Origin of the sequence: Methylobacterium sp. E-041 (genome assembly GCF_022829665.1) — a bacterium.
Classification (GTDB): domain Bacteria; phylum Pseudomonadota; class Alphaproteobacteria; order Rhizobiales; family Beijerinckiaceae; genus Methylobacterium.
This window is the reverse complement of record NZ_JAKSYQ010000239.1, coordinates 60,735-72,752: the sequence shown is the minus strand read 5'-3', so window position 1 is coordinate 72,752 and position 12,018 is coordinate 60,735. Positions and strand designations below refer to the sequence as shown.

The window sequence follows — 12,018 nt, the reverse complement described above, 5'->3', positions numbered from 1 at the left end:
ACATGACCCTGGAAAGCATCGCCCCGATCGGCGATGATCCCCTGGTCAGCCTGCCCACTCTGGCAGCCTGATCGTCCCGGCCCAAGCCGGTGATCGTGGTGGTCCTCACCGAGCTACACCACGCCAAGGGACACGACCCTCCGCGACGAACACCTGAACGGCGAGGTGATCTCCATCCTCAGGGAAGTCAGCGTCGGAATCGAGCATTGGCGGAGGCACGCCGACATCATCCGTCCACGCTCGTCACTCGGCTACCCGACGCCTGCGCTGGAGGCCGTCATCTGGCCGACGGAACCGAGCAGCTCGCCGCCGCTCGCCCACCCCGCCATCGTCACGCGCCCGACAATGCACTAACTTCGAAGCCGGGCCGCCGAATGGGGGCAGGCACGGTCGGATTGCTAAGATGGATAAGATCGTACGTTTCAGGCGAGAGCAGGCACTCAAGTCCGTGCGCCCGAAAGGCAAGTTGGGAGTCGAGCTTGGCCCCCTGAATCGGCCGATCATCTTACGCAGCGATGGTGATGTGCTCTACGCCGATCATCTATCCACGGAACATCTGCAAGCAAAATATGCGGCTCATGATGTGATGCGCCCCGACGCCGATCGCATCGTGGATGTCGATCTTGTGCTGGAGCACCAAGATCTCGCCGAGGCCCTCGGTCAGAGAGGACCGGTGGATTACATCGTCGCCAGCCACGTGATTGAGCATCTGCCTGATCCAATTCGCTGGGTCCAGGGCCTAGCAAGCGCCTTGAAAGCCGACGGCATCTTGTTTCTCGTTGTCCCCGACAAAAGGTTCACCTTCGATTTTCGCCGCACGACCTCGACGACAGGAGACCTGGTCGCGCACTACCTCGCTGGCGCGCGCATCGCCAGTCCGGCACAGGTGTTCGAGCACGTTGCACGTACCGTGAATGTCGATCCGAATGCGATTTGGGCCGGGCATGGGCGGGAGCCCGATGATATGTTCGATGGACAACTTGGCAACGCCTTAAACGTTGCGAAAGATGTTTCGTTAAACAACAGCTATCACGATGTTCACTGCACGGTATATACTCCTTACAGCTTCATAAAAATATTTCAAGAGTTGATATCTATGGGATTGGTAGAATTTAATATCATCGACATACTGCCAACGTTGAAAAAATCCCATGAATTTTATGTAACGATGCAAAAGACTGGAGTCGGGTCTCAGCCGGCAATGCCATTTGATCTTGACATGGCTCTCCATCATGAATTGCCAACGCCAAAATCGATGGCCGCCAAGCTTCGGCAGCGGTTCATGTCTCGTTTTGCAGCCACGCTCCCGCGATGATCGACGGAAGCTTCGCACAAATCATCGGGTGCGTGGAGGATCGACGTCTTGTCAGAAGGCCGGCCTTCCGAATTCGGCACCGCTGCCTTCGCGGTCGAGGTTCAGCGCCCGGATCGAGCGTGGAAATCGAAGGCGGCCGTCCGGCACGCGCTCGGCCACCTCATCCAGGAATATCGCACGACTCCGGAGTTCCTGCGGCCCAAACCGTCCTCGCCACCATCAAACCCGTGGCCATTCGAATGTGGCGATGAGCTGATGGGTCCACGACCGAGACCAACGTGGCGCTACGCGTCGAGAAGATCCGCAAGGCGACAGGGGAGGGGCATCGGAACCGGCTCTGGTCGGTGGCGGAGCGCGAGGCAGGGCTGGCCGCGGCGCCTATCCAGCGGAAGGCACCGCTGGCTTTCACGCGGCACCTTGGGGGCCGTCTTGGAGACGTGCGTGCGATGCCGGCCGCCGCTTATCAGGACGGCATGATCGCCCTCGGGACGGGGAAGGGGGATGCCGAGGTCTGCGTGCCGTGCCCGGCACCGCTGGCCACAATCCTCGAACAAGCGCCCGCCGAGCCGAACGCATCTGCTCGTCACGCCCGGAAGGCACGCCGTGGACCGATGGCGGGTGGAACGCGTCCTGGCGCAAGCTGCGCGCCCGGCCGGGAGAGGCAGGACAGGTGCGCCCGGAGCTGACGGCGCACAGCCTACGCCACAGCGTCGCGACCGACCTGTGCGAGCTCGGGAAATACGGATCGGGAGATCGCCGATATCTTGGGCCAACGCACGGCCTACGCGACGCCGACGTACCACCGACATGAAACGGTCGAACGCACGCGTGATCGGCGATCTGCACGGGGAAGACCGTTCCGAAGAAAAGTCAAACCTGCCGCCGTAAGCGCTCGTCGTTGAAGCTAAGTCGTTGAAAATTCATTGGCTGGGGGACCTGGATACGGACCCTCTAAAAAGCCATACAAAAAGCTAAGCCAATACAGACGGTTAGCTTCGCTGCCGCCACAGGATGTGTAGCAGCGGGGTGGAGCAGGGGCAAGCAAGAATGGCGGCATCGTTTCGCCCCTGAGCGGAGCATGAAGATGGCTCGAATAAAGGTTTTCGAGGACCACGGGGTGCAGCGTGGGGAGTTCGTCCCCGGCGAGCGAACCGTGCGCGGCGGAGTGGCCGAGTACGCGAGGGTCATCGCGCATCAGCGATGCTCGCGAAGCGGGCGGGGTGGTCGGGGTGGAGCGTGTGCGGGCCACTTATGCCCCCCCTAAACGACAGAGGCTCTTACCGGCCAGAGTCGCTTTAAGCTGAGTCTATCGTGATCCAGAGTCCGCCGAGCGCTTGGTCCACGTGGTAGAGGCGAAGCGCACGGAAGGACCAGCCCAGCGAGACCGCTCCTGACGTGAGGTCGAAGGAGGCCTGGTGCCTCGGACAATGGATCCGGCCCGCCGCGCAGCGTCCAAGCGACAGGTCAGCGCCTTCGTGAGGGCAAGCCCGCTCCGCCGCGACGAGCCTTGCGCCGTCCCGCATGAGGATCAGGTGTTGGCCTCCTACCAGGATCGGCGTCGGCGCGGGGCCGTCGCGGATGTCGAGCGGTCCGAGGTGCGTCCGCACGCGCCGCCTCGGGTCAGCCGCCAAGGTAAGCGTCGCGAACGTGCGGGTCGGCGATCAGGTCGGCGCCCTTGCCCGCCAGGACGATGCGGCCGGTCTCCAACAAGTAGGCGTAGTCGCAGAGTTCGAGCGCGGCAAAGGCGTTCTGCTCTACGAGCAGGACCGTCGTCCCGGCATCGCAGATCGCGCGGATCACCGAGAACATCCGCTCGACGATGTTGGGGGCGAGCCCCAGGGACGGCTCGTCGAACAGGACGAGCTTGGGCCGCGCCATCAGCGCCCGGCCGATCGCCAGCATCTGCTGCTCGCCCCCCGAAAGCGTTCCGGCCGCCTGCGCCCGGCGCTCGGCGAGACGCGGGAACTCGCCGTAGATCCGGGCGAGGTCGGCGGCGATGCCGGCCTTGTCGCGCCGGAGATAGGCCCCCATCGCGAGGTTCTCGGCGACGCTCATCTGGGGGAAGACCCGGCGCCCCTCGGGGCAATGGGCGATGCCGTGGCCGAGCACGCGGCGCGGGTCGGCTCCGGTGATGTCGCAGCCCTCCAGGCGGATCGAACCCGAGCGGGCGGGGACGAGGCCCGAGATGGCACGCAACATCGTCGACTTGCCGGCCCCGTTGGCGCCAACCAGCGCCACGAGCTGCCCGGCCCGGACCTCGATCGTGAGACCTTTCAGCGCCGTCACGTGTCCGTAGCCGCAGACGAGGTCGCGGATCTCAAGCATCGCTCGTCTCCCGTGCGGCGGCTCGGTGGGCGGCCTCTCGGGCCGCGCTGCCCTGGCCGAGATAGGCCTCGATCACCGCCGGATCGGTGCGGATCGCCGCCGGCGGCCCCTGCGCGATCAGGCGTCCGTGGTTCAGCACGGCGATGCGGTCGGAGACCGCCATGACCATCGGCATGTCGTGCTCCACCAGCAGGATCGTGACGCCGTCGTCGCGGATCGCGCGGATCAGGCGGACGAAGACCTGGGTCTCGGAGGCGTTCATGCCCGAGACCGGCTCGTCGAGGAGAAGCATCGTCGGATCGCTGGCCAGCGCAAGCGCCACGCCGACGAGGCGTTGCTCGCCATAGGCGAGCGCGCCCGCCTTCTCATTCGCGCGGGCGGCGAGACCGACCCGGTCGAGCAGTGCGAGCGCCCGGCCCCGCGAGGCCCGCTCAGTGGCGCCGTCGCGCCCGAGGAGGGTGTCGAGCAGGCTCGGACGGTCCGCGGACGAGCCACGTCGGTGCAGGCCGATCATCACATTGTCGAACACGGTGTCGTCGGGAAACACGCTGGTGCGCTGGAAGGTGCGCGCGAGCCCGAGCCGGACGATCTCGTGGGGCTGGAGGCCGCCGAGCGGGATGCCGCGGAAGCGCACCTGCCCACGGCTCGGCTTCAGGAAGCCGGTCATCACATTGAAGGCGGTGGTCTTCCCGGCCCCGTTCGGGCCGATCAGACTGACGATCTCGCCCGGATGGACGTCGAAATGCAGGTCGGCGATGGCCACGAGGCCGCCGAAGCGCACCCCGACATGGTCGGTCGCCAGAAGCGGCGCGCTCATGGGTGCACCTCGGCCGCGAGCGGGGCGGGGGCCGGCGCCGAGCGCCGTCGGACGAGGCCGGCCAGGCCCGGCACGATGCCCTTCGGCACCATGAACAGGATCGCGATCAGGACGAGGCCGTAGACCATCCACTGCGCTTCCGGCGCCATCACGGGGCGGAGCGCCACCGGCAGCATCCCGAAGATCACCCCACCAATGATCGGCCCGAGCAAGGTGCCCTTGCCGCCGCCGACCACCATGATCACCATCGTCACGGTGGTGGAGAACTGGAACACGTCCGGGTCGATGATGCGCAGATAGTGCGCGTAGAGGCTGCCGGCGGCGCCCGCCATTCCCGCTGAGATCACCGCGGCGATGGTGAGCGTGCGGGTCGCGTCGATGCCGACCGAGAGCGCGAGCGACTCGTTCTCCTTGAGTCCGCGCATCGCCCGACCGAAGCGCGAGCCGACGAGGCGGGCGACGATCAGGTAACAGAGCGTACCGACCGCGAGGACGAGGTAGTAGTTCTGCAGCTTGGTCTTCAGGGTCCAGGTGCCGAGCCCCGGCAGGCCGAGGGTGAAGGCCGGGATGCCGGTGAGCGCGAGCGGCCCCTGAGTCAGTTCCACCCAGTTCAGCGCCACGAGCCGCACGACTTCGGCGAACGAGATCGTGACGATGACGAAGTAGGCGCCGCGCACCCGGAACGACAGCCGACCGACGAGCCAGCCGCACGCGCCCGCTGCAAGGATCGCCAGGGGAAAGCCGATCGCCGCCGGCCAGGGCTCGTGCACGACGCGCAGGCCGAAGCCGAGATCGACGTCGAAGCCGAGGCTCGTGAGGGCGCTGACGTAGGCGCCGATGCCGAAGAACGCGATGTGCCCGAGGCTGAGTTGCCCGGTGAAGCCGAGCAGCAGGTTCAGGCTCATTGCGGCGATGATTAAGATGCCGGTCGTGATCAGCGCGTTGAGGAGATACGGGTTGGTGCCGAGTACCAGCGGCAGCAGGCCAAGGCCCGCGAGGATGGCGAGGGGAGCGAGCCGGGTCATCCGATGCGCTCCGCCTTGGCGAACAGCCCGGTCGGCTTGAACACCAGCACCGCGATGATGATCAGGAAGCCCATCGCGTCGCGGTAGCCCGAGGAGATGTAGCCGGCGCCGAGTTCCTCGGCGAGCGCCAGGATGAAGCCGCCGATCGCGGCGCCGGTGATGTTGCCGAGCCCGCCGAGGATGACGATGGCGAAGGCCTTCAGCTCGGCCATCCCGCCCATCTGCGGGAACACCACGTAGACGGGGCCTAGGAGCGCGCCCGCCGCGGCGGCGAGGCTCGACCCGATGGCGAAGGTCGCGGTGTAGATCAGTCGCACGTTGACGCCCATCAGGGCGGCGGTGTCGTGGTCCTGGAAGGCCGCCCGCATGGCGAGCCCGAGCCGGGTGCGGTTGATCAGAACGTAGGTGAGCACGATCAGGGCCAGCGCCGCGCCGAGGACGAACAGGCGGAGCCACGAAACGGAAACCGGCCCGATCTGAAGCGGCGCCTCCGGAAACGGCGTCGGGATCGCCTTGGCGACGCCGCCGAACAGCCAGAGCGTTCCCGATTGCAGCACGATGCCGGCCCCGATCATCACCAGCATGGTCGTGTCGATGTCGGAGCCGCGCAACGGCCGCAGCAGCACGAGCTCGATCGTGGCCCCGAGGACGAGGCCCCCGAGGATCGCCGCCGGCAGCGCCAGGAAGAAGTTCAGTCCAAGCGCAGCCACCGCGAGGTAGGTGAGGTAGGCCCCCACCGTGTAGAGCGCCCCGTGGGTGAAGTTCACGACGTTCATGATCCCGAAGATCAGCGTCAGCCCGATCCCGAGGAGCGCATAGGTGCCCCCGAGGACCAGGGTGTTGAGGAGATGCTGGTAGAATTCGGCCATCGGGCAGTCCCTGTCCGTCGCGGGCGGGCCCGGCCGGAATCGGTGCCGGCCGGGATCAATCGGGCTGGCGGAGTCAGAGGGTCGGAACCGCGACTTTCCCATCCCGGATCTCGATCAGGTAGACGTCGGGCTTGCTCTGGCCGCTCTCCTTGCCGGCGGGGCCGGCCTTGGCGAAGCGGATCGGGCCGTTGAGCCCGGTGAAGTCGACCGACCAGAACGCCTTGGTGATCGCGGCGGGCTCGGCGGAGCCCGCCTTCTCGATCGCCTGCGCGATCGCTCGGATGCCGTCGTACCCACGGAAGCTCTCGGTGACGCCGGCGAACTGGAAGCCGCGCTTGTTCCATTCGCCGATGAAGTAGGCCGTGGCTTGCGGGTTCGGGGTCTTCTCGGGGAACCAGGGAAGGAAGGTCGTCAGGTGCATCGTGCCGTCGGCGGCGCTGCCGGCCTGGGCGATGATCTGGTCCGGGTTCTGCGAGCCACCGGTGGTGATGATCCGCTTCTTGAGGCCGAGCGCGGCCATCTGCTTGAAGATGAGCACCAGCTGGTCGACGGCGCTGGTTATCATGATGGTATCGCTGTCGGAGGCCTTCAGCTTCGAGAGCTGGGCGCTCATGTCCTGCGCGCCCTGGTCCATGGTCTCGACGAGGCCGACGGCGACGCCCTTGCCCTTGAGCATCGTGCCGAAGTCGGCCGCGGCTCCACGGCCGAAATCGTTGTTCAGGATGAGGAAGTCGACCTTCTTCAGCCCGAGCTTGGCGACCATCGGCGCGAAGGTCTCGGCCTCCAGGGACGAGGGCGGCGAGATGCGAAAGACGTACGGGTTGCCGGACGTGGTGATCTTGCCGGACGAAGAGGTTTCTACCAGCATCGCCGTCTCGTAGTCGGCGAGCTTGGGCATCACGGCCAGCGTCAGGCTGGAGCCCCAAGCGCCCATCAGCACCGGGGTCTTGTCGCTGGTGATCAGCTTCTCGGCCACCGCCGCGGCCTCGGTGGGGTTGCTCTTGTTGTCCTCGATCACGAGTTCGATCTTGCGCCCGAGCACGCCGCCCTTGGCGTTGATCTCGTCGGCGGCGATCTTCGCGCCGTTGACCACGTAGGTGCCGGACGCCGCGAACGCTCCGGTGAGCGGCTCGTTGACGCCGATGCGGATCGCCTGCGCGTAAGCCGTGCTCGATGCGAGAACCAGCGACAGGGCCAGGGCGGGGGCGAGGGTCTTGCGGGTCATGTCGGTCTCCGGGGCGTCGTGAGGCGATGGGCGAAGGTCAGGGCCGCGGCCCGCGCCACGCGGCGAACCGCCGGCGCAGCGGATCGAGCAGCAGGCCGAGGATCAGGCGGATCGGATGGAGGTCGGCCGGCGGTGCGGGCGCCGCGCCGGACAGCCGGGCCTCTAGGTTGCGCGCGAATTCGGCCGTGAGCCGCCCCGCGAGGTCGCGAACGAGCCCGGGGCGGCCAAACTGCGCCAGCGGCCCCTTCAAGGTGTAGCCGACCGCGAGCACCACTCGCGCCGTGCCGGGTCCCTCCCCGGGTTCGACCCGATACCGGATCTCGCCCTCCGTGGCGGAGCGTCCGCTCGCGTCGCTTCCCGCCCCCAGGATTCGGCCGCTGCGGGCGTGCGCGTCGCGCCAGATCCGCGCCCGACCCGCGAAGCGCGCCGTGATCGGCCCGATCCGCACTTGGAGCGCGCCCTCCACCGCATCCGGCCGCGGCGTGCCTGTCAGCATGGCGCCTGGCAGGCAAGCGGCGACGGCCGCCAGATCCCCGAACACTGCGAACACCGCCTCCGGGGAATGGGCGACGGCGAAGGCTTGCTCGAAGGCGTGGGCGGGCTCGAAGTCGTCCGCGATGTCGAGGATTGCGGCGGGTGCCGCGACCGGTGGGCGGGCGGCTGGCGCCGTCGCGCCTCCGGCGGAGGTCGTCCCGGCCCTGGCGCCGACAGGCCCGAGCGCGCGCAGGGCCTCCGCGCCGCCATGCGCGGCGGCGGGAATGCCTCGTGCACGGCGCTCCGCGATGACGCCACGCACCGCCCGGACGATGCCGGCGTAGCCCGTGCAGCGGCACAGGTTGCCCGAAAGCCCGGCGCGGATGCGCCGCTCATCGGCCTCGGGCAGGCGGATGACGAGGTCGCGGGCGGCGACCAGCATGCCGGGGGTGCAGTAGCCGCACTGGAGCGCGTGTTCGCGGTTGAACGCAGCGCGCAGTTCGCCGGCGATAGGATCGTCGTCGAGGCCCTCGATCGTGGTGACGACGCTGCCTTCGCAGGCGCCGCCGAGGGTCAGGCAGGCGCGGGCCGGCTCGCCGTCGAGCAGCACTGTGCAGGCGCCGCAGACGCCGTGCTCGCAGCCGAGATGGGTTCCGGTCAGGTCGAGGGTATCGCGCAGCAGGTCGGCCAGATGCGTGCGCGGCTCGGCCTCGGTGCGGACGGCACGGCCGTTCACCGTGAGCGTCAGCGGCATCCGGTCGTCGCGGGCAAGCGCCGCCGTGCTCATGCAGCCTCCGTCAGGTGTACCGGTGCGGGACGCGCCGCCTGCGCGACGGCGCGGGCGAGCACGGTGACGTGGACGTGGCGGTCGATCGCGGCGTCCATGCCCGCCTCCCTCAAGGCGGCGTCGGCCGCCCGCGCGTCGAAGCGCTCCGCGAAATCCGCGCCGATGCGGCCGCCGAAGAGCGGGCGGGCGTCGGCTAACAGGAGCGGCGCCCGCTCGATCGCGCCGATCACGACCCGTCCATGCCCAGCTTGATGGTCGATCAGAACGGCACCGATGGCGTGGGCGAACTCGCCGATCTTTGAGCAGTGCTTGACGTAGCCCCAGGCGAGGTCTTGCGGGACCGCGGGGATCCGCACGGCGACCAGCATCTCGCCGGGCTCCAGAGCGACGTCGAGGGCGCCGCGGACGAAGGCGTCGAGGGCGAGGCGGCGGCGCCCGGATCGCGAGGCCAGCTCGACCTCGGCCCGAAGCGCGATCAGCGTCGTGACCCAGTCGGCGGCGGGGTCGGCGTGGACGAGGCTGCCGCCGAGGGTGCCGCGGTTGCGCACGGGACGGTAGGCGATGGCCGAGGCGACGCGCGCCATGGCACCGCCGGTCACGTCCGGCACCCGGCCGTCCTCGATGTCGGCATGCGTGACGCAGGCGCCGAGCACCAGTGTCGTGCCGTCGAGGCTCGCCTGCCGCAACTCGGGGACGCCGGTCACGTCGACGACCCGGTCGGGCTCGACGAGCCGCAGGTTCAGCATCGGCCCGAGCGACTGGCCGCCGGCGATCAGCTTGACCGCGCCGTCGGCCTCGGCAAGCCGATCGAGGAGCGAAGCGAGGTCGGCGGGGCGCTCGTAGGCGAAGCGGGCGGCCTTCATGCGGCGGCCCTCGCGCCGATGGCCGTCCGATGGCGGGCGGCGAGCACGGCTTCGACGATGCGGCGCTGGCTCATCGGCGACCGCAGCATCTCGACGCCCAGCGGCCCGAGCGCATCGTTGATCGCGTTGGCGAGTGCCGCAGGCGGCGCGATGGCGCCGCCCTCGCCGATGCCTTTCACGCCGAATTGCGTGTAGGGGGAGGGCGTCTCCATGTGGTCGATCCGGGGATCGGGCACCTCGGCGGCGCCGGGCAGGAGATAGTCCGCGAAGGTCGAGGCGAGGGGCTGACCGCGGTCGTCGAAGGCCATCTCCTCGTAGAGCGCTGTGCCGATGCCTTGCGCGAGCCCGCCGCAGATCTGGCCGTCGACCACCAGCGGGTTCACCAGCACGCCGCCATCCTCGATGATGACGTAGTCCAGGATCTCGACCGCGCCGAGGTCTGGATCGACGGCGACCACCACCGCGTGCGCGGCGTAGGAGAAGGTGCCGGAATCGCGCTGCGGCTTGTAGCCGGCGGTGACCTCGAGGCCGCCCGGGTTCACGTCGGGCGCGAGATCCTGCGGCCGCCGGTACCAGGTGCGGGCGATCTCTTCGAGCGACACGTCGCCCGTCGGGCCGACCACGCGTCCGGCCGCGAACCGACACTCCGAAATCTCGGCCTGGAGCAGGTGCGCGCCGATTGCGAGCGCCCGGTCGGCCAGTTCCCGGCAGGCGGTGGCCACCGCGCCACCGGCCATCACCATCACCCGCGAGCCCCAGGAGCCGGTGGAATAGGGCGTCATCGCGGTGTCGCCGTGGACGAGATGGGTTCGTGCGACGGGCACGCCGAGGATCTCGTGGGCGACCTGGGCGAGCGTCGTCTCAAGGCCCTGGCCGTGGGAATGGGCGCCGATGCGCAGTTCGAGGCCCCCGTCCGGGGTCAGGCGGGCGCCGGCCTGTTCGTGGCCCGGCACCATCGGGATGCCCCAGCCGGAATAGACCGAGGTGCCGTGCGCCGCCTGCTCGCAGTAGATCGACAGGCCGAGGCCAACCCGGCGACCGTCCGGCTCGCCCGCGGCCTGCCGGGCGCGCAGGGCCGGCAGATCGACGGCGTCGAGCGCGCGGGCGAGCGCCTGCGGATAGTCGCCGCTGTCGAAGTGCTTGTTCGTGATGTTGTCGAACGGCATCTGCTCGGGCCGCACCAGGTTCTTCGCGCGCACCACCCACGGCTCGATGCCGGCTTCGCGGGCCACCGCGTCAAGGACGAGTTCCAGCGCGAAGCAGACGCCGGTGCGCGCCACCCCGCGATAGGGCAGGATCGGGCACTTGTTCGTCGCCACCGACCACGTGCGACAGCGGTAGCTCGGGAAGTCGTAGGGGCCGGGCAGGATGCTCGCGACCTGCGCCGCCTCCAGGCAGGCCGAGAACGGATAGGCGGAGTAGGCGCCGGAATCGACGGTGGCCTCGCAGTCGATGCCGCGAAGCGTTCCGTCGCGGTCGGCATAGGCGGTGATGCGGTAATGGTGCTCGCGGCAATTGGCGTTGGCGGTGAGGTGCTCGCGCCGGTCCTCCAGCCAGCGCACCGGGTGGCCGCAGCGCAGGGCGAGCCATGCGAGGCAGATCTCCTCGGCGAGCAGAATGCCCTTGTAGCCGAAGCCGCCGCCGACATCGGGCGCGACGATGCGGATGCGGCCCTGCTCGATCCCGAGGCACTCGCTGAGGCCGTTGCGCACGATGTGCGGCATTTGGCTGGCGGAGTGAACGACGAGCTGGTCCATGCGGTGATCGAGATGCACCACGGCGCCGCGCCCCTCGATCGGCGCCATGCACTGGCGGGCGGTGGAGATCGTGCGCGAGACCTGGATCGGCGCATCGAGCGCGTCGGCGAAGTTCACGTCGACCTGCGTCTCCAGGAAGACGTTGTCGCCCCAGTGCTCGTGGACGAGGGCCGAACCCGGTTCGCGGGCGGCGAGCATGTCGTGGACGGCCGGAAGCTCCTCCAGGTCGAGGACGATCGAGGCGGCGATGTCCTCGGCCTCGGCCCGCGTCGGCGCGACGCAGAACGCCAGCAGTTCGCCGACCTGCCGCACCTTGCCCACGGCCAGCACCGGCTGCTCCGAGACTTTGAAGCCCGGCAGGCCCGATACCGCGCGGATCGGCTGCACGCCGTCGAGATCGGCCGCGGTGAACACCCGGTCGCGATAGGCCTCCGGCACGTGGATCGCCCGGATGCGGGCATGCGCCAGGGGACTGCGCACGAAGGCTACGTCCTGCATCTTCGGCATGCGGATGTCGCCGACATACTGGCCGCGCCCGCGCATCAGGCGGTCGTCCTCCTT

10 protein-coding genes are annotated in these 12,018 nt (G+C 68.7%); 1 reads left to right on the top strand and 9 read right to left on the bottom strand.

Annotated elements, in window-relative coordinates; translation table 11 throughout:
- The first annotated feature begins 403 nt into the window (after positions 1-403).
- Complete coding sequence (locus tag MKK70_RS22590; RefSeq protein WP_243950046.1) at positions 404-1,315, top strand: class I SAM-dependent methyltransferase; 912 nt, start codon at positions 404-406, stop codon at positions 1,313-1,315.
- A 1,295-nt stretch (positions 1,316-2,610) separates the two neighbouring features.
- Here MKK70_RS22590 and MKK70_RS22585 read toward each other — a convergent pair.
- The 9 genes from MKK70_RS22585 to MKK70_RS22545 form a co-directional block, all read right to left on the bottom strand.
- Positions 2,611-2,922, bottom strand: a complete 312-nt coding sequence (locus MKK70_RS22585) for a Rieske (2Fe-2S) protein (protein ID WP_313899106.1) — start codon at positions 2,920-2,922, stop codon at positions 2,611-2,613.
- Positions 2,923-2,935: 13 nt separating this feature from the next.
- Positions 2,936-3,640, bottom strand: coding sequence for an ABC transporter ATP-binding protein (locus MKK70_RS22580; protein WP_243950044.1), 705 nt, complete (start codon positions 3,638-3,640; stop codon positions 2,936-2,938).
- Positions 3,633-4,457, bottom strand: a complete 825-nt coding sequence (locus tag MKK70_RS22575; protein WP_243950042.1) for an ABC transporter ATP-binding protein — start codon at positions 4,455-4,457, stop codon at positions 3,633-3,635. The genes MKK70_RS22580 and MKK70_RS22575 overlap by 8 nt, the downstream gene beginning before the upstream one ends.
- The gene (locus MKK70_RS22570; protein WP_243950040.1) at positions 4,454-5,482 is read right to left on the bottom strand and encodes a branched-chain amino acid ABC transporter permease; all 1,029 of its coding nucleotides are present in this window, start codon (positions 5,480-5,482) and stop codon (positions 4,454-4,456) included. Before MKK70_RS22570 ends, MKK70_RS22575 begins: the two co-directional genes overlap by 4 nt.
- The gene (locus MKK70_RS22565) at positions 5,479-6,351 is read right to left on the bottom strand and encodes a branched-chain amino acid ABC transporter permease (protein WP_243950038.1); all 873 of its coding nucleotides are present in this window, start codon (positions 6,349-6,351) and stop codon (positions 5,479-5,481) included. Before MKK70_RS22565 ends, MKK70_RS22570 begins: the two co-directional genes overlap by 4 nt.
- Before the next feature lie 73 nt (positions 6,352-6,424).
- Positions 6,425-7,576, bottom strand: coding sequence for an ABC transporter substrate-binding protein (locus tag MKK70_RS22560; protein WP_243950036.1), 1,152 nt, complete (start codon positions 7,574-7,576; stop codon positions 6,425-6,427).
- Between the two features lie 37 nt (positions 7,577-7,613).
- The gene (locus MKK70_RS22555) at positions 7,614-8,837 is read right to left on the bottom strand and encodes a xanthine dehydrogenase family Fe-S subunit (RefSeq protein WP_243950034.1); all 1,224 of its coding nucleotides are present in this window, start codon (positions 8,835-8,837) and stop codon (positions 7,614-7,616) included.
- A complete protein-coding gene (locus tag MKK70_RS22550; RefSeq protein WP_243950033.1) occupies positions 8,834-9,700 on the bottom strand; it encodes an FAD binding domain-containing protein in 867 nt (288 codons plus the stop codon). Before MKK70_RS22550 ends, MKK70_RS22555 begins: the two co-directional genes overlap by 4 nt.
- Positions 9,697-12,000, bottom strand: coding sequence for a xanthine dehydrogenase family protein molybdopterin-binding subunit (locus MKK70_RS22545; RefSeq protein WP_243950052.1), 2,304 nt, complete (start codon positions 11,998-12,000; stop codon positions 9,697-9,699). Before MKK70_RS22545 ends, MKK70_RS22550 begins: the two co-directional genes overlap by 4 nt.
- Positions 12,001-12,018: the final 18 nt, after the last annotated feature.